The sequence below is a fragment of the Enterococcus termitis genome (assembly GCF_001730305.1).
GTDB lineage: Bacteria > Bacillota > Bacilli > Lactobacillales > Enterococcaceae > Enterococcus_L > Enterococcus_L termitis.
On the sequence record NZ_MIJY01000034.1, the window covers coordinates 298556 to 316407 of the forward strand.

The following is a 17852-nucleotide window of genomic DNA, read 5'->3' on the forward strand; positions in this document are numbered from 1 at the left end:
CACCTTCTTTAATCGCTTTTAGATTTCATATAATTTATATTTAGCTGGATAAGACACTGTAAGGAAAACTCCTTCTGCGATATCTGAACCCATAATATACAAGTTCGTTCCGCTGTCGGTGATTCTAAATACAACACCTTTACCAGTTGATTGATGGGAACCTGTAAAACTCAATGTAGCCATATCACTTTGAAACTCTTTAGGTAATTCCCAAAGTAATGCGGCTCCCCAAGACTTAACTTTCCAAGCTGCTTGGAATGAAATTGTCACAACATCACCCGCTCGACCAATCCACACTGTACCACTAGTCCAGTAAGTTTTATCAATTTTGTCTGTAAAATTATAAGACTTAACACCTTGAACACGTTCTAGAGTATCACCTTTAACAGTCGGAGCCGTTTGAAAGTCCTTTGTGCCATTTACTGTCTGATTACCCGTTAAGGCAACAGCACCCGTTTGCGCAGCAGTTACTCCGTGAGGGTTTTCTTTATCATCTAAATGCTTGATAAAATCTTGTTTTGCGGTGTAGGAATCACTCAAACTTGTTGATATGGTGTATTCAAGAGCCGCATAATCTAGATTAACGGTACTAGCTACAACTCCGTCACTTACAGGAGCATAAACAATTATATACACACACCCGTCATTTTGAATTCTTTGTCCTGTCTGATTTTTATATTCGAGTAATGAAATTTTATTAGTAGTATTAACTGCACCGCCGTGCCAAGTTGTCCCCCAAATCTGCATATTCACTTGAGCACGTGTTGCTCCCGGATTAGTAGAATGTGCTCCACTTCCGCTTGCATAGACGATAGGGTGTATTGTCCCGTCCACTAGTTTTCTTACAAGTTCAATTTTTTGATCAAGGGTAGTTGCGTTATGCTGTGTGAACACCCAAGGTGTTTTTCTTTCGATATCTTCAACTACATTAAATGCAACGCAGATTTGTCTTATTCGGTTTACCTCTTTTATTTGGGAGATATAATGCAAATCATCTAAATTATTTACTAGTTGGTACCCAGGTGTAGATATTTCATAGTTAAATTTGTCAGGACTCAATAAATCAACACTAGTATTAGCATAGACAATATTTGGATTTTCCACTAAACTCCCATTAACTTTATCAACTAAGTTGCTTGTAAATTTGGTTTCGATATTTTCACCAGAAATAAAATTCAATAAATCAGTCTTGTTTACAATATCAGCCGATGACAATTTCGCTAACGCTTCATCTATTGCATCCAAGGCTCTTTTTAATGTGTCACTTATTTCAACTTTTGCATCTGCTGCAGTTTGATCAACCGAGGTCTGATAATCTGCAATCAATTTTTTCAAAGCTTCTAGTTCAGCCTCAATCTCTTTTACCCGTCCAGCAATCACTTCATAATCATCATCAAGCCTTTTCACAGCTTCCTCATAAGTTTTATTAAGTTTTTCAACTAACTTATTATATTCAGTGATAATCGTCTCAGCTTCGCTCGCATCGATATCTGAATTATCTGCTACGATTACGGTGAATTCGCCCGTCGTGTCTCTTTGACCACTTTTTACAAAAGAGAAATATGCACGGTGATATTTTCCAGCAGCCGAAAAAGCTTTGTTAGGAAATGTATATTGAAAAGTTCCAGTAGCTAAACTTGAACCATTAATGCCCGTAGTGTCATATATTTTGGTATTTCCACCCGTCACACCTTCAAAGGTTACTGTGTAACCTGTTAGATTAATCTGCTCATCTCGTCTAGTCACATTAACAGTAATGGTTTGCATATCTTGATCGCCCACCCGACCATAAATGATGGGGGTCAATTTGGGTTCTTTGGCTAAATCTAAATTTAAAATCTTATACGCCATCTGAAACCTCCTTTTCTACCCCAAGTAGTTGCTCTAATCGTGAAAGACGCTTTTCTTGTTCCTCAACGATCGAGATCAACTCTTGATTGGTTAAAGTATTTAAGTTTATTTGCTTGTTTACATCAATTTTAAGATAAGCATCCTCTTCACTTTTTGTAGATAAAAACGGAGAATACTGTGCAATCATCCCGAATTGGCGTTCTTTCGGTGGCTGAAGCTTGACATCTGTTGATCGATAATTCTGACGCCAATCGTAATCAACCATTTGAATTTTCTTTGTTTCCTTGATCCCATTCACTGTTGTAGCCTCAATATTTTCTTTAAGCCTAATATCTGATTGATTGAGAATTGAGTAACCGTTCATATTTAAATTACTGTAAAAACCTAGTGGAACATTATTATAAACAGTAAAAGACGACGTTACGCCTGTATTTTTAAGATAAGCATTCGAGATTTCCCCTGAACCGCCAACATAGGAGCCACCCATTATTAAATTTGAAATATGCGCACCTGCACTAGATACAGCAAATTTTCTTATGATATCTGTCGTCGAACCGCCTTCTTTAACACCTAAACTAGCGATATTACCTGTTTCTGCATAGATGTGTATTTCTTCTTTGCTTGTTGCCTTATCGCTTCCCCTTCCTAATCCTCCCAAAGGGGTGGAAGAGCTTTGTTTATTCATGCTGATTCCCCGTGAATCCAATGTCATTAAATTAATTCCATTGCTATCATTAACTTTGAAATCCGTAGGACTTAAAACTGAACGAATAATATTTCCATAATAATTCTTTATAGTGCCATCTGCCAAAATAATACGGTTGTAACCATTACTACTGGTGATAATACTGCCGTCAATAGTCGTACCTGTGATGCTAACACCGATAATGCTTATTGCCCTCAGAGTTCCCGTAGTCATACGATCTGCCACGATTGCGCCGTTATTAGTCATCGCTAAACCATAAGTTCCGTTATAGCCAGTAGAACTAAAGCCTAAGCCTCCGATATTCCAACGCCACACTTTTTTAGCTGTGTTGATGCTAGTCGTGTCTAAAATTAATAATTCTTGAGGATCAGCGATACTGGGATAGATAACTACGTGCCCTTTACCTGGGTTTTTAATAATGTCTGAGGCTTCTTTTTGAGCTTTTTCTAACCAATCAACTTTATTAATAATCTCTTTTACATCAGGTTGAGAATCTATGATTACCTTAGCAAAACTGGACCTTGCCTCGCCTAATTCGATAGACTCATAACGATTCAAATGTACATTCCATACTGTTTTTACGATTTGCGCCTCGGTATTAATATCAAGTTCGTTGAAAGCTACTGTGACATAATCACATAAATCAACTTCTTCGAGAGTTCTTAAATCCCCACTAATAACTGAACTTGCTAAATCAACAAAACTTGCTTTAATACTTACTTTGGGCACACCGACTTTGTTATTCTTTATAAAATTTTTTACAAGAGTTCGCAGCTGATCTACGGTCTGTGGTTCCTTATCACTGAAATCTACCATCTGAATACGTCTTTGGGTATAATTCCCTACATAATCGCTGTCTAGATAGGTTTCAGGTAGTGTGATTATTTTTTCATCCTCACCATTGCCAATCCTGGCCCATCCATAAACAGAGGAATATGTATTTTCGATTGATTCCTCTTGAACGATATCCGTTAAATTTTTCCCATAAGCGATCACAACATTCTTCTCAGTTCCTGCACTAGCAAATAATTGCACTTGGTTATTATTGAATACATATTCCCCGCCGTAAGTATCTAAAATAGAACCTTCAACGCCACCAAGAACTTCCTGAGCATTTGCATATTTAGACGGATCCGCAAAGCTAATATTCCCTCTTGTGAGTATGTCACTATAGAAGGTAAATTCCCCTTTAGGCTCCATTTGGTTCTTCAAATAATTTAATGCTGTTTGGGCAGGGATATTTCCATATTCTGCACCTGTCTTGACAATCGTTCTCAATAGTTGATATCTATAATGTTCACAATAGACTGATACAATTCCTTTAATTGGCTTAGATATACTCGCAATCTCTAGACGTTGATTCTGAGCTTGAATTGTAGGACCCGCATCAGTAACAATCCATCGACCGATTTTCAGTTCTTTGAACATAGGTCCATTCACAGGATAATCAAATGTCAATTCATAGCTGCTATTTTTCCCTCTTGTAACGAGAGGATTGATTGCATCGCTTAGGGGTCCTAAGCCGAGTGAACCCCAGTTATTGTTACTTTTATCATGTAAAATGAGTGTGCTCATACGGCTAAATTCCTCCATCGTGGTTTTATTTTAAATTGATTCAAATTGGTATAGCTAATTTCATTCCTCCCAGGCTCCAATACGATAGGATCATATTTTCCGTTTGCCATGAAACACTGTTTCGATACATTTACACCACCTGCTTTATAAGCTATGCCGTTCTCGCTATCAATGGTGATGATTCCAGTTCCTGCTTCCTTGGCTATTCTGAATTGACGGCCGTTTATATAAATATTACTGTCAACTGATGCTGTGGTTTTATTGAAGCTGATAAGAGGAAAACTAGAAAAGTTCTCAGGGTTTGTGATCCCTTCGCCACTTTTTACGTCTCGCTCATCTTCACCGTCTTTTCTAAAAACAAAAGGTTGGCATTTGAAAGAGAAATCAATATCGAGCCGATCTCTTCGTTCATCCTTCGCACTAGCACCGCTGTAGCCTAAAGCCTTATAAAAATATTCAGGATATTCACTGAATTCCAAAGGGCTATACCCTCGTTCTAAATAAAGCCACCCAGCAATATCTCGCAACTGGGCAGCAATGGTTCGATCACGCTCTTTATATATACGAACAGGAAATACCTTCTCAAAATCCTCGAACCTGTTACGGTCGTAAATAATAGATGAGCTTCTGCCATCTACTGATTGAAGTTCAAGTGCTGCCTGAGGGACAACAAAAGACATTTCATTTCTAATCCTCATACTAAACTCATTAGACTTACGTCCTCTAAATTGAAAGTATGGATAATCTAATAAATTCATGTTAAGCTCCCCCTCATTTCTCTTTCTGTTAAAAGTGCCAACTGTTTGGACGTTTCTTCAATTCCTCGATCACTGCTGAGATCGGCATGCTCTATGTTAATTGAAATAGTAGGTGCCTGATATCCACTAGAGGTGTCTCTAGATTTTATTATTTCAGTATGTTTGCTTTCACTGAAACGCGGAATATTTAATGCAGCTTCAGGAGTTATTCTGCCTGATAATAGATTGCTTAACTTATCGATCGCCGATAAAGCGACTCCTGTGTCTTTTTCAATACCTTCAGCCACACCTTGAGGCAAGAATCTACCAACCTCATCTCTCATGACTCTCGAAGGAGAATTAATGTCTAATGCAGATTTCATGGTATTTGTAATGCTATTAGCTACAGAACGAGCCGCATCCAAAGCTGCACCTGATCCAGAATAAATCCCGTTGGCTAAGCCCATCATTGCATATTGCCCAATACTCACCATATGATCAGAAAGTCCGTTAGTGCTTTGAATGATTTGTTCTACAAGTGTATGAACTGCTTGAATGGCTGCTGCAGATTGACCTTCAATACCATTTGATAAACCCTGAGTGACATTTTCACCAATTTCATGAAACACTTTAGAAGGGGAATGAGTATCAAGCTTAGTTTTAGCTCCTTTTATGAGGTCATCCGTCATCTCTGTTACTGATTTTATAGGCTGCTCTTTCCCATCAGTTACCCCTTTTTCTAGTCCTTGTGGGATAGAAAGACCTATATCCTTGAAATTAGAATTCTGTAGTTCTGTTCTCACAGCAGCTTCACTTTGAGTAATTATCCCTTTCATTGATTCATTAAGAGCGTTTCGAGCATTTTCTACACCTGAAGAAACGTTATCAACTGCATTTTTACCTACTTCACTGAAATTAGCTTCTGCAACTTGACTAGATAGAGTTTCTTTTTGTGTCGGTATTATTGAAGCGATTTCTTCATTTACGCCGTGTTTACCAAGTTGTAGCCCTTCTCTCATAGCGTTTAGTGAGGTTTCTCCTGATTGCCTATAGACTTCATTCAATTCCTGCAATTTTATATCTGATGAATTTACAAGTTCCGCTGCTTGGGCAGCTCCCTCAGGACCCATCTTTCTCAACTGTTCTAAAAGCCCTTGATCTATCCCTCTTTCAGCTAGGATTGCTATATTTTCGCTCCACTGAGAAACAGCTTCTTGATTCTTTTGAAGATTAGCTATCATTTGATCAGTTGAGATTGCTTGTTTTTGGTCGATTGCATCAAAAACATTCCCTACTTTTTCTTCTAGAGATTGGTACTCGGCTCTCAGAGCATCCATGACTTCCTTATTTTTTCCCTGCAAGGCGTCATATGAAACTGTTTGTTGTAAAACACTGCCCTCCGTCGCTGCTGCCGCACGCTGTAAAGAGCTTTCCGCATCATCGGCCGTCTTTATAATCTCAGCTTGCAAAGAACTTTGGGCATCTAAAAGTTTTTGTTCTTCTTCATTCATCTGTGATATGTTTTCTTTTGCATCTTTGATGCTTCCACTCGACTGCTTCAACGTCTCGTTCCAGCGCTCTCTTGCAATATTGATTTCCATCAACTTAGCTTCATTGTCGTTACGTTGTTTCAGCATTTCATTGATACGCTCTTGTGCGCTGGAAGCTTCGTCTAAGGCATGAAAAGCATCAATTTGCTGTTGGATTTTTTCTGGCTGTTCAGCAAGAATATTATTCTGTTCATCATAGACAAGATTAAGGTCCCCTAATTTACCATTAAGAACTTCAAGTATCTCTGTCATACGTTTTTTCTCGGAGTTACTAAGCTTCTCTTTATTTGAAAGCATGTCCATCTCTTCAATTAAAGCCGTGTAGTTTGCTTTAGTTTCAGCTAATTTGTCGATTTCGCCTTTTCTTGAGATAGCTGCATCTTCATTTTTTTTAGCCATTTCATCGGTGGTCTTGATTAGTTCTTCTTGCTCACCCCGTAAAGCTTTGACTTCTTCTGATTCCTTGTTGAACCATTTCCAAAGATTCACTGTAACCGCAACTAATGAACCTATGATAGCCACAGCCCAACCGATAGGACCAAGTAAGAATTGGATAGCTGCTGAAAGAGCTGTAGTTGCTGCGGCAGCCAAACTAGTAGTTCCTGTTAGCACACCCATTATTGTATTTTGGACAACCAGCAACGCTGTTTTAGCTGCAATCAAAACGTTATTCGCTTTGGTTGCTACAGACTGTAAAAGCTGCTCTCTAGCTAACGAACTAGTTGCTAAAGCAGCCAATTCTGTAGCTACAATATACAATCTGATAAAGGCTTCGGTATTACTAAAATAGGTACCTACTTCTTTTACAATCTTCAAAGCTACAAACGTAGCCACAAAGCTTGTGATAGTTGGAATCAGAGGTTTTATGGCATTTCCTAAACTAGATAAAACTGTAACGAAAGCGGCGACTATCGGCGTTGAACTCTTGATGACCGTTGTAATTGATTTAAACGTTGCATTTACTAAAACCTTCATGCTATCGAGGTTTTGAGCGATATTTTTACCCGTAGTAGCTTTTGATAAATCATTTAAAGCTTCAATGATATTCGCAATCCCTTTAGCAGCCGCATTTTTTAAGTTGCCAAATGAAGTTGCGATCCCCTCACTGTTAACTTTTGCAAGTTTAGCGAGTTCGCCTGTTCCTGTACCTAGTTCTATTAATTGATCTTGAAATTGATCGAAGGTGACTTTTCCTTCTTTTAAGGCTGCGTATAAATCGACCTGAGCAGTTCGCCCTAGAAACCCCATAGCCTCGGCTGTTTTTTGTAATCCGATAGGCATTGTCTCCTGCAAGGTTCTCCAACTCTGCATATCAACTTTACCCGTTGATAACATTTGAATATACTGTTCCATCCCCCGTGAAGCATCATCAGTAGAAGCCCCACTAGCAAGCATAGCGTTGTTTAGCGCTAACGTTGCATCAGTAGATTTATCAAGATTCCCTGTTACAGAAGTCATCCTCTGAGCCGTTGCTACTACGTCATCTAGTTTGGTTGGTAGCCCGTCGATTCCATCAGATAACTTATTCACGTTTCTGCTAGATTCATCTGCACTGAAGCCTAAAGCATCCATAACCTTAGGGAATTTTTGCATCGTATCAAAACGACTTATGGCGGCATCCAGTGAATTTTTAAGAACATCAAATGCTACAGAAGCGATTTTGACTAGCCCAATGGAAGTGACAAGGTCTTTAATACCACCTGAAGCTTTTGTACTGTTGCCGCCTAATTTGTCTAGTTGATCATTAAGGATTGTTACACCTTTGCCGTCAACATCGACAGAAATAACGATACTTCCATCAGCCATGTTCCTCACCATCCTCTAATTCTGTGCCTGGTAAAGCATATTTTTTTTGTAGCCGTCTCATTTCTGAAATATGTTCTTGTGAATCACCTTTAGAGGGCGACCACTGTCGGATATTGATTATTTTTGACATGACACTCTCGTCAGGTAAAGCTTCTAGAAGAGCTTGAAACTCAGTCCAGGATAATTTACCCTGCTGCTCAAAAAGATTGATCCCTAACACAAAAAAAGACGCATAAATGAATTTTGCGTCTAACTCAATATCTATGACTCTCTCTTCCTGATTCGGCATAGGGTTGCCTAAAATATCAACCTCTATAAATTGCTGCTCACTTGAATGAATATGATTCTCCAAGATGAAAGTAAACAGCTCCGACTGTTCAGTGAAGGAAAGTTCATTTTCTCCGATTAGTAGCTCACAGCAAGAGTCTACTTTTTCAAAATTTTCTAGAGTTTCATCTTTCAAGATTTCAAAAACATCTAAGACGTTATCAAACGAAAGATCAAGCGGAAAAGTCACGCCGTTAAATTCAATATCAGAAACTAAAGGATCATTTAATTTCATAACGAATCCCTACTGTTTTTTCTTTTTCATTTTTTTCTTCAACAAGTCCGCTTTTTTCTTATTGTATTTATCCGACCTTTTGGCTGTTTCTTCTGATATTCTTTCGGCGATTGCAAACATGATTGTGTCAAGCTGTTCAGCTAAAACATCCGTATGAGGAAAGACTTCATAAATTTTATCGAAAGCGCCGTCTCCTAGTGCGGCATCGTATTGAATACGAGTAAGTTCTTTCGTAAGCTCAACAGCTAACTCAAGTTCTTTTTGATTTGCTTTTTCTAAATTTTCAATGGTGTTTAACTGCTTACTTAAATCTTCAATTTTTTTGTCAATTTCTTCTTGAAGACCAAAAAAGCGTTGTAAGTCTTCAATTGATGTGCCGATAAAAAATTCAACTGGTCCAACATTGACTGGGAACCCCTCTCGTTTCAACTCAAAATCTAAACTTTTTGACATTTCCATTTCCCTCCAAAAAGGGCAAGAACCTATAATAGTTCTTGCCCATCAATTAGTATTCTTAGTGCTTTATTCGCCGCTGGGAGGTGCAGGCGTCACCTCTGGTTTTTTAATATAAGCGATTCTACCACTCAAGATTTCTTTTGCAGTCGCATCGCCACCCCCCGCCTTCGGATCAAAGATTTTGGCTAATCCAACCACTACCGAGCCATCTGTTTCTTCGATACGGTGCCACAATTTACGACCGTCATCATTTGCTCGTCGAGCATTTGCCACGATTTGATGTGCAGGGTCCTCCGCATCATATTGACCTTCAAAAGTCCATACTTCAGTACGGCCTAATAAAGATTCTTCCGCATTTCCGTCTTCTGAATCATAAAAAACAGATGCATCCGTTTCGTCTGAACTATCGTCAGTAATATTACTGATTCGATTGGCTAAGCGGTGAAAATCTGCTTCCTTTGGGGCGGTGTCACTACCTACCACATAGGGTGCTAAATAATGTTTTCTGATAAAATTTCCTTTTGTTGACATTTAGTTTTCCTCCTTGAATGTTGTTAGGCTTACTTGAAAATCTAATAAAAAAATGAACCAGTTCTGCTCATTCGCTTCGTTGATAAACGGCTTACTGGTAACTCTTAAACTATTAAACTCAAATGATTGGTCTTGGCTTTCAATCGTTTCTATCCGTTCTATATAATCGGAAATAAGCCACAACGTTTGTTCTATTTTGTTGCCATCGTTTGACCTCATTGCTAATTCATAATTAAGCAATTCATCTTTGGTCCCGTCATAATACTCTCTACTGACTTGCCCACCAGGTAGGGGATAAATGACTAAACTTTCATCAGTGGTCAGATATCCTTTTCTTAGTTGTATCGGCATATTCGGAATTGAATTGATTTTATTTTTTAATTGATCGATAAAGTCCATTAGTTAAAACCCGCCCCTTTCATAAAGCTTCGTTTCCAAGCAGGGAGGTAAAGTGATTTAGCTTTCAAATCCCATCTCTTGCCTGTGCCTGGTGTAGAATACTTTCTGAAAACAGCTTTTCCGTTTGTCCCATAATACTGAGCTTTAGCATATGGTGTATCATAAATAACTTCGGTATTATCACCTGAGAGGTGTGCTGTTTGCCTCAAAATTCCGCCCCCTGATTGCATCGGGACGAACTGGTTCATATCAGCGATCATTTGATTACCTAAAGCGTATCGACCTCTATCGAAAGCTTGTGCGCTAGTTTTAGCTTTTACGCCTTTCAAATCTATTTTGATTCCCATTAGATCACCCCGATTTCATAGGAATATATCTGATCTACATAAGGCTCTTTAAAAACAGCAGCACTGACAACGGTGTGCTCTCTTCCGTCAAAGATAAGCATGTCTTGCTCCTTAAATTCGGGTAAAGGTGTTGTCAATCCTACGTAGCAAAAGACAGTTGCATTGAACAGTATCTGTTTTCCTTGTGAACCGAAAGTATATTTAGGAGTTCGATCTATACGAACCGATTTCACCTTTATGCTTTCACCATATCGAGGTTTGTTATAATCCCCTTCGCCTAAAAATTCGCGATAATCAAATTCTTCTATGAGTGTTTCCTTAGGTGGTTTTTGAATCAACATGACGGAACACCTCGATATAATAGACCAGTGCCTTCTAAGTAAAGGTAGACATCTTCAGCTACTAAGGATTTACTCTCATTAGAGCCTCCTGCATTGTAACGACTAACATTGGAGACAGTTGTCGAACCAATTGTAAACATTTGAGGCTGACTATTTAGATTTTCAAACGTGTCAGCGTTGAGATCACCAAAGTAAATAATTTGAGCACATAATGCTTTTTTGAATTTATTTACTCGGAATGTAACTTCGTCTGTTTTAATATCATTAAACTGATAAAAGTCCTGTGTTTCGTGATCAAGGACCGCTTCAGCTTTTATCAGATATTTCTCAAATAATTCTTTGAAATCCTCAGTCTTACCTGTTAATTCCTGAAATTCGGAAAATTCAAGGTAGCTCATAAACTCCCTCCTTTAATAAAAAAGGGAGAAGCTTATGCTCCCCCACTTTTTTCTGTAATTGTCACATCACAGTCGGCAGTTAAGCCATTTGATGTTGTGACAATAATCTTGGCATTTCCTGTTTTAATGCCAGTTACTTTCCCCTGCTTTGGTGTTACTGTAGCGATTGACTCATCGCTTGAACTGAATGAAATTGTTTTATCTTCAGCGTTTTGAGGTTCAACTACAGCAGTCAAAATTTCATCAGCCCCTGTTTCAAGAGTTAAGGATGTTTTATTCAAACTCACTCCTGTTGGGGCTACGCTTTTGGGACGTAAGAAGCATAAATAGCTTTCTTAGCATTATCGAATACAATCGCATCGTAGTAGTCTAGCCCTTTGATCGTATCTCGGTAACCGCTGCGATCTTGAGAAGCAGGCACTGTATCAACCGTACCAAATTTCACAATCGGAGCCACTGCTTCTAGTGGTGTAACAATGAAATTAATCGTGTCATCAATAGTAAGCCCGTTGATGCGGTCTTTTGCTACCTTCATAATTGGAACACCGCCGTCAAGTTGTGCGACAGTACGATCAATACCAGCGATTGACATTTGGTTCACCGTGAAAGTTTTGCTAACACCTTTAGCGTTTTTAAGTAGACGATATGTCTTAGCAGATACAAACATTACATATCCACCTGGAACTTCATTGTCGGTCATATATTCTTCTGCTGCATCGTAGGCGTCAAGAATATTTTCAGTAGTCAACGTTTCACTTACTTTTTCACCTGCGTTGTCGAATAATACTTGCATTGCTACTCGATCACGGTGTGGCACAGAGATCAGACGTTTATGCTCTGTTACAATGTTGTTAATTGTTAATGCTGCACTTTCTGACTGATCTAGTTGATCCACATCATAACCGAACCAATCTTCGTGCGTTAATTTGATCGTTTCTTTTGAAATATCAATAGCTTTTCGGCTGTTGTCTTGATTACGTTTGTATTGAGTCGCATCCATAAAACCAGTCATTTTATTGATACGGACTTCATTAACTCCGACAAAATCGGCAGGAGTGATACTTTTTGCCCCTTGTGTCAAGATATCCCATACTTGAGAACCTGCTTTAAATTCCTTGTCAATAGTTGCTAAATCTTTACTATCTAATACTAATGCCATAATTATTCACCTAATCTTTCTTGAATTTTTTGTACCAAAGTTTTTGCACCTTCCCCAGAACCTGTCGGATTTCCACCCACCACAAACTGTGGAGTAGGTTTCCCTTCCCCATTTTCTTTCGGGTCTTTTTGCTGAAACAAGAAAGCTTTGTTCTCTTGAAGCCCTTTTAGTTGTTCTTCGAAGCCTTGTAGTTTACCGTCAACGACTTTCACTGTCTCTTTATCAATTTGACCGAGGACAATGTCTTCGTCTAAAGCGTTAGCTTCCTTCAGGGCTAATTTAATTGCAAAATCTTTCTGCTGCTCAGCAAGTTGTTTGTCAGAATTGGTTTTTGATTCATCAAATTTGGTCTGTAATTCAGACAGTTGTTTCGTCAAATCTTCATTGTCTTTGACGGAATCTTTAATCTTGTCTAATTCCTCTTGGTTGGTCTTTAATTGACCTTTGAACTGATCACGTTCCTGCTCTGCAGAAGCAAGCGCCTTGTTTAAATCAGTTACAGTTTGACCATGTAAAGCCATTACTGACCCCATTTGTTCATCGGTTAAACCTAATTCTTTTAGTTGTTCTCTTTTCATGCTTTTATCATCCTTTCGAGTTTTTACGTGGCAACGACCACGAATGGGCGACTTATCTTTAACGCCTTAGTCAGCTAAACAAGGCAAAATAAAAAGCCTTAGTAAATGCACTAGGCTTCGTTCTCATATTTAAAATCTTTTAGCAATGTATTCAAAGGTGTATAAACTCTTTCTCTTGCATAGTTCCTCGCAAGATAGTCGTTACTTTTTACCAGATCGCGAATAGCTTTTTGAGCGGTAGAGATATTTTTCTGCCAAGCTGCAACGCCTTCTTTATTCCCCATTGCCTCGGACACCATTCTATTTTTCTTAAACTTAACAATACGGCGTTCTAGTTCTCTCTGCTTTTGTGTAAGTTTAGCAACTTCTTTGTTTTCGGCTGCTTCATATTTAGGCTGATTGTTTGTAGTTACTCCTGGAATGAACGGGACATGTAAATGGCGGCAGTTGATGCCTCGGTGTCCTCCTGCTGTACCATAGTCAGCCCGCCAATAAGGATCATAAATACTTCTATACTCACTATTTGCTGGAATATTAGGCCGTAAATCAGCCACATTCCCCTGAATCAATGAACACTCTGATCTAGCTCCCATGTGACTGGTAACAAGCACCGTATAGACGCCATACTCAGCCATTCTATCCGTTCTTAGCTGGTTGTAAGTATTACTTAGTGTAGATTTCAAAACAGTTCTCACATAGCGTTCTAATGACCATGTATGACCGCCTTTATCTGTGAATGTACTCTTGATTCCTTTTTGAGCCCATTCTCTTATCGTTCGTTCTAGAGCTTCCTCGAATGTAAATAGTCCTGTGTTGAAAGCGGCAGCCGTTTTATTAATGATTTCGTTGTACATAAGTGTAGTTGCTTGTAAATGCCCGTAATTCGTAGATAGCAAGGTTTGATTCACATAGTTGTCTATATTTCCCCAAGCCTGATTAAAATAAGCTCTCATGATTGTATCTAGATTAGTGGGTAAAGCTAACGTTTTATAGGGCATTTCTTTGTCGATCTCTCCGATAATTTTGCCCCCTGAAGTTTCAAACATCCGTTTTACTTCTTTTTCTGATAATCCTGTAGCCTCAGAGATCAATTTCGCAGAATCTTGATTGAATAACCGTAATTCTTGCAGCTTGTCTCTCTGCCAATCAAGAATATTACCTGATCCATTATTTAATCGTTTAATGATTAATCGAATCAGTTCTCCCTCTAGTGACTGGTAAATATGGGACATATTGCTGGACCATAAACTTAATTGATGTGGCGTTATTGGCATCACTCATCACTTCCGTATTTTTCTCTCAACTTAGTCTCTTCATTCTCTGCATAATCCGATCCAAGAGTTTCTGCATTGATTTCAGAAATAATGGTCTTGGCTTCTTTTTCAGTAACTCCAAGAACCTTTTGTATCGCTCTTAGTTTAGAGGTTAGTCCTAATGTAGTCAGTTTTCCGTAATAATCCGCTTTTGCATCTTGCGATTGAAAAACACCGTCATCAAAATCAATGTTAATCCCAGGGGCCTCTGAAATCGGGTGTAATCCTGAAGCATTGGCTAACTCAAAAATAGTGACAACTAACTCTTTTAGTGCTTGTTCTACGATCAAGACATTATCTGAACGAGTAGAGAAAGTTTCTGAGTTCTCACTAATAATTTCAGTTGCTGTTTTAACAGATTGCCCATCGAACGAGAATGTTCCTGAACTGAATCCTGTCTGAAGCTCTATGATTCTTAGAATGAAATTTATGCTTGCGATGAACTCACTTGAACGTAGCGTAGGAGCGAATTCGTCGATGAGAGGTTCATCGGTTTTTAACCGTTGAAAGACGCTGGTCTTACTATCAAACCTCTGTATCGGATTTCCTTTGTCGTCATATCTGACTTTAAAGAAATGGTCCGACGCTAAAATTTTACGTCTTGCTTCCTCAATCTCCCACATGAACTCATCGTATTTTTCATTGATATCTTTAATTTGTCTTTTTGCGTTGTCAATGATTCCTAAGCTAATAGGACTTGATAGATTGATGTTGTTTTTTCCAGCAAGTTTGATATAGACAAAGATCGGACGACTAAAACCTTTCATCTCAGTTTCTTTCTCTAAGTCTTTGTATTTTTCAAGAGTCTTTAGCCCCACTTTAAGGCCCACAACGTCAGCTTTTTCTGATCGATATAGTTCATTACGGATAAAATATTTACCATTCTCCCAAACATGGAATTCCAAGAGAGTATAATAAACCATCGTTTGACCTTCTGCCTGTTGAGTAACTGTAGCGATTGCTGCTTCAGTCACGTCATTTGTGTTTGATTCTAGCGGATAGAAGGTATCAGCTCTGCAATAGGCGATCTTAATTGTCTGTGTGCCTACATCGAGATATGGACGGAGGACTATTCCTCCAATGGCATAGCCTGCTTCTAATTCCTCACCGAAATTTTTATCAAACTTATTATCTTTAAAGACTTGCTGCAGAAATTCATCCGCCTTTGGGTCATCGACGCTAATCGTGCAACCATCATTAAAAACAAGCTTTGATAGCTTTTTAGCTACGATTTTAGGTACATTCAGTGAGTGAAACGGTCTTTTGCTTGTCAATCCTTCGCTTGTTAGATAACTGACATCGGGAAAGACGGATTTATAAAGGACTTTATTTTCTTGAATGCGGTCATATTCTTTAGGATCAACTGAAATCTTCGGGTGATCTGTAATACTGTTTAGCTCTTGAACTACTCCCAATTTTGCGCCCCCTTTCTTAAAAAAATTCTTTAGTTTTTCTAGCATATTTACACCTCGATTCGTTAGGCAATGTAAGTTTTATAAAAGTAATTGTTGCCATATCTTGATTCATCCAATGCGTGATTATATTTATCAATCGGTAGCCCGTTATCGTTCCGAACGTACATAGATAATTCTTTTTCAAAATTGTAGTGGTCGAATTCATCACCGCTGTCTAGCAGAAGGAATTGCCCACCTGCAATCGTGTTCTGAAGCCTCTCTATTCCTACTTCAATCTTTAAGCCATTACTTGAAACTTTATCTTTGCTGTTGTTATCAGCCTTGTCTGTTAGTATTCCTTGCAAATCCAATTCGGTTCTTAGTGTCAAACAGGCAGGATCGACGAAGAAGTGATTCCAATGTGGCAGATGACTCCATTTTTTATAACACCACTCTATAAACTGCTTGATCTCTTTAGCATAAACGGACATGGCTTTCGTCACGCCTGTGTCTGATCCGCTGTCGTAGTAGTTCGCTAAGCGGTACAGGTAGTATTTGCCATCTTTGAACGTAACGACCCAGAAAGCGCACGTAGTTGCGTCTGATTGACCTCCGTCAGCGGTAAAGAATGTTTCTATCACATTACCTTGAATTCTGGAGACGACATTTTTCTTTTTGCTGAACATTGAGTAGATGACACCTTGCGGAAGCACTCGCTTCCCGTACCAGTCACGATCAAGCAAATATTCACTGCTGGATAATTCCTGATAAAGCTGTTCTTTTCTGTCCTTACTCAATATCGGGTTATCATCAGGAGTCCAATGACGAAATAAAAAACGCCCCGATTTCTCGAAACGTTCCAGTAATTCTAGGTTAGGGTGATTTGGTGCGGGCGGATTCTGCTCACCCAAATGATAGCGCCACTCTGCTGCAAACGTCCGCCTAAAACATTCATTGATGAAATCTTTATGCAGTAGATTGAATTCAAGAAAGGTCACACTGCCTAAGGACATACCTGTAATCGCACCAACAGAGTTTACCTTGCCGCCACCCTTGTAGTAGATTTTCTTGTCTCCGTTAGGTGCGTATAGTAACAGATGATCTCCGTGTTCATCGTGCCGTATATCAGATACGCCTTCAAAGATATGCATCAATCCCAGGCCGTCACCGTCCATAAACATGCGGAAGGCTTGCTCTTGGTTATAAGCACAGACTAGGTGATTCTGATCAGGTGATCTCAAATAAAAATCAGCCATCTTGAAGATATCAGAGGTTGTCTTGCCCGAACGAGGTGTGCCCTCATTAAGTTCAAAGGTAATCCCCTGAATGATTTGATTAATGTTTTGAGTCTGTTTCAGGCTGAACTGGATCGCCATTGACATTCCCCCCTGTCTTGACGTCTAACAAGGCTTGAAGCAACTCGTTTCCTTTTCCTCCTGCTGTCAGTTTATCAGCCGTATTTTCAAGGATGCGGGCTTCTGACTCGGCTTTTCTGATCTGTACTGACATCAATTCTAGTTTCTTACGTCGCTCATCTTCTTCGTCAGCAATAGCAACAAATTGCTTGATCGAATTGTTCAGCGTACTTATTGCCCTTGATTGGGCATTGAGGAAGTTCGCTTGCTTATCCCAGGCATATTGTAGCGCCAAAGTCGTTGAGCTGCCTCCTTCCCCTGAAGACCATCCTGATTCCTCTCTTGAGATATCATCCTGATCTGAAACATACATGATTTTTTGTGATCGGATGATTGCGGTGTATTGAATTCTGATATTATCCCAAAGTATATCTACAGGATCACACTCAGATAATACTTCTAAAATCTCAGATGTTTCAGCGGGTAGATGCTTTGCAAATAAGCCGTGACTAACAGCATTTTGATTTCTTGCAGGAGCCCCACCGCCTGAGTTCCCTTTTGCGTTCTGATTGTTCCTCATTGATTCGTAACGCACTTTTTCATTAGGAGCGCTCCGTTTAGAATCGCCGTCCCATTTATCTTCGGATTTCCATTTACGGACTGTAGAAGCTGTTACGCCTATTTCTTCCGCAATAGATTTCAATAGCTTCTTTTTATCTGATTCTATCCAGATTCGATATGCCTCATCACGTAATGGATTTCTTTTTCTCGCCACACTTACTCACCACCTCCGC

At 39.1% G+C, this 17852-nt stretch carries 18 protein-coding genes; all 18 read right to left on the reverse strand.

Annotated elements, in window-relative coordinates:
- Positions 1–18: 18 nt before the first annotated feature.
- A complete protein-coding gene (locus BCR25_RS13775) occupies positions 19–1851 on the reverse strand; it encodes a BppU family phage baseplate upper protein (RefSeq protein ID WP_069664158.1) in 1833 nt (610 codons plus the stop codon).
- The gene (locus tag BCR25_RS13780; RefSeq protein WP_069664159.1) at positions 1841–4132 is read right to left on the reverse strand and encodes a phage tail spike protein; all 2292 of its coding nucleotides are present in this window, start codon (positions 4130–4132) and stop codon (positions 1841–1843) included. Before BCR25_RS13780 ends, BCR25_RS13775 begins: the two co-directional genes overlap by 11 nt.
- Entirely contained in the window at positions 4129–4890 is a 762-nt protein-coding gene (locus BCR25_RS13785; protein ID WP_069664160.1) for a phage tail protein, read from the reverse strand. Before BCR25_RS13785 ends, BCR25_RS13780 begins: the two co-directional genes overlap by 4 nt.
- Positions 4887–8225, reverse strand: coding sequence for a tape measure protein (locus BCR25_RS13790; RefSeq protein WP_069664161.1), 3339 nt, complete (start codon positions 8223–8225; stop codon positions 4887–4889). The genes BCR25_RS13785 and BCR25_RS13790 overlap by 4 nt, the downstream gene beginning before the upstream one ends.
- Positions 8218–8787: a Gp15 family bacteriophage protein gene (locus tag BCR25_RS13795; RefSeq protein ID WP_069664162.1), complete on the reverse strand. Its 570-nt coding sequence runs from the start codon at positions 8785–8787 to the stop codon at positions 8218–8220. Before BCR25_RS13795 ends, BCR25_RS13790 begins: the two co-directional genes overlap by 8 nt.
- Positions 8788–8796: 9 nt before the next feature.
- Positions 8797–9240 carry a hypothetical protein gene (locus BCR25_RS13800; RefSeq protein ID WP_069664163.1) on the reverse strand — a complete coding sequence of 148 codons (444 nt, stop codon included), beginning with the start codon at positions 9238–9240 and terminating at the stop codon, positions 8797–8799.
- Between the two features lie 69 nt (positions 9241–9309).
- Positions 9310–9774 carry a phage tail tube protein gene (locus BCR25_RS13805; protein ID WP_069664164.1) on the reverse strand — a complete coding sequence of 155 codons (465 nt, stop codon included), beginning with the start codon at positions 9772–9774 and terminating at the stop codon, positions 9310–9312.
- Complete coding sequence (locus BCR25_RS13810) at positions 9775–10173, reverse strand: minor capsid protein (protein ID WP_069664165.1); 399 nt, start codon at positions 10171–10173, stop codon at positions 9775–9777.
- Complete coding sequence (locus tag BCR25_RS13815; RefSeq protein ID WP_069664166.1) at positions 10173–10520, reverse strand: minor capsid protein; 348 nt, start codon at positions 10518–10520, stop codon at positions 10173–10175. Before BCR25_RS13815 ends, BCR25_RS13810 begins: the two co-directional genes overlap by 1 nt.
- Positions 10520–10861 (reverse strand): putative minor capsid protein, encoded by a 342-nt coding sequence (locus BCR25_RS13820; RefSeq protein ID WP_069664167.1) that lies wholly within the window; start codon positions 10859–10861, stop codon positions 10520–10522. The genes BCR25_RS13815 and BCR25_RS13820 overlap by 1 nt, the downstream gene beginning before the upstream one ends.
- Positions 10855–11259, reverse strand: a complete 405-nt coding sequence (locus BCR25_RS13825; RefSeq protein WP_069664168.1) for a head-tail connector protein — start codon at positions 11257–11259, stop codon at positions 10855–10857. Before BCR25_RS13825 ends, BCR25_RS13820 begins: the two co-directional genes overlap by 7 nt.
- Before the next feature lie 32 nt (positions 11260–11291).
- Entirely contained in the window at positions 11292–11540 is a 249-nt protein-coding gene (locus BCR25_RS13830; RefSeq protein ID WP_069664169.1) for an Ig-like domain-containing protein, read from the reverse strand.
- A gap of 17 nt (positions 11541–11557) precedes the next feature.
- On the reverse strand, positions 11558–12418 hold the full coding sequence (locus BCR25_RS13835) for a capsid protein (RefSeq protein ID WP_069664170.1): 861 nt from the start codon (positions 12416–12418) through the stop codon (positions 11558–11560).
- A gap of 2 nt (positions 12419–12420) precedes the next feature.
- Positions 12421–12996, reverse strand: a complete 576-nt coding sequence (locus BCR25_RS13840) for a phage scaffolding protein (protein WP_069664171.1) — start codon at positions 12994–12996, stop codon at positions 12421–12423.
- Between the two features lie 110 nt (positions 12997–13106).
- A complete protein-coding gene (locus BCR25_RS13845) occupies positions 13107–14270 on the reverse strand; it encodes a phage minor capsid protein (RefSeq protein ID WP_069664172.1) in 1164 nt (387 codons plus the stop codon).
- A complete protein-coding gene (locus tag BCR25_RS13850; RefSeq protein WP_069664173.1) occupies positions 14270–15769 on the reverse strand; it encodes a phage portal protein in 1500 nt (499 codons plus the stop codon). Before BCR25_RS13850 ends, BCR25_RS13845 begins: the two co-directional genes overlap by 1 nt.
- Positions 15770–15786: 17 nt before the next feature.
- On the reverse strand, positions 15787–17079 hold the full coding sequence (locus tag BCR25_RS13855; RefSeq protein WP_069664174.1) for a PBSX family phage terminase large subunit: 1293 nt from the start codon (positions 17077–17079) through the stop codon (positions 15787–15789).
- Positions 17039–17833 carry a phage terminase small subunit gene (gene terS / locus BCR25_RS13860; protein WP_069664175.1) on the reverse strand — a complete coding sequence of 265 codons (795 nt, stop codon included), beginning with the start codon at positions 17831–17833 and terminating at the stop codon, positions 17039–17041. The genes BCR25_RS13855 and terS overlap by 41 nt, the downstream gene beginning before the upstream one ends.
- Positions 17834–17852 lie beyond the last annotated feature (19 nt).

Coding starts and splice junctions, on each gene's coding strand:
- BCR25_RS13775 (WP_069664158.1), bottom strand. CDS start 1,851: ATGGCGTATAAGATTTTAAATTTAGATTTAGCCAAAGAACCCAAATTG.
- BCR25_RS13780 (WP_069664159.1), bottom strand. CDS start 4,132: ATGAGCACACTCATTTTACATGATAAAAGTAACAATAACTGGGGTTCA.
- BCR25_RS13785 (WP_069664160.1), bottom strand. CDS start 4,890: ATGAATTTATTAGATTATCCATACTTTCAATTTAGAGGACGTAAGTCT.
- BCR25_RS13790 (WP_069664161.1), bottom strand. CDS start 8,225: ATGGCTGATGGAAGTATCGTTATTTCTGTCGATGTTGACGGCAAAGGT.
- BCR25_RS13795 (WP_069664162.1), bottom strand. CDS start 8,787: ATGAAATTAAATGATCCTTTAGTTTCTGATATTGAATTTAACGGCGTG.
- BCR25_RS13800 (WP_069664163.1), bottom strand. CDS start 9,240: ATGTCAAAAAGTTTAGATTTTGAGTTGAAACGAGAGGGGTTCCCAGTC.
- BCR25_RS13805 (WP_069664164.1), bottom strand. CDS start 9,774: ATGTCAACAAAAGGAAATTTTATCAGAAAACATTATTTAGCACCCTAT.
- BCR25_RS13810 (WP_069664165.1), bottom strand. CDS start 10,173: ATGGACTTTATCGATCAATTAAAAAATAAAATCAATTCAATTCCGAAT.
- BCR25_RS13815 (WP_069664166.1), bottom strand. CDS start 10,520: ATGGGAATCAAAATAGATTTGAAAGGCGTAAAAGCTAAAACTAGCGCA.
- BCR25_RS13820 (WP_069664167.1), bottom strand. CDS start 10,861: ATGTTGATTCAAAAACCACCTAAGGAAACACTCATAGAAGAATTTGAT.
- BCR25_RS13825 (WP_069664168.1), bottom strand. CDS start 11,259: ATGAGCTACCTTGAATTTTCCGAATTTCAGGAATTAACAGGTAAGACT.
- BCR25_RS13835 (WP_069664170.1), bottom strand. CDS start 12,418: ATGGCATTAGTATTAGATAGTAAAGATTTAGCAACTATTGACAAGGAA.
- BCR25_RS13840 (WP_069664171.1), bottom strand. CDS start 12,996: ATGAAAAGAGAACAACTAAAAGAATTAGGTTTAACCGATGAACAAATG.
- BCR25_RS13845 (WP_069664172.1), bottom strand. CDS start 14,270: ATGCCAATAACGCCACATCAATTAAGTTTATGGTCCAGCAATATGTCC.
- BCR25_RS13850 (WP_069664173.1), bottom strand. CDS start 15,769: ATGCTAGAAAAACTAAAGAATTTTTTTAAGAAAGGGGGCGCAAAATTG.
- BCR25_RS13855 (WP_069664174.1), bottom strand. CDS start 17,079: ATGGCGATCCAGTTCAGCCTGAAACAGACTCAAAACATTAATCAAATC.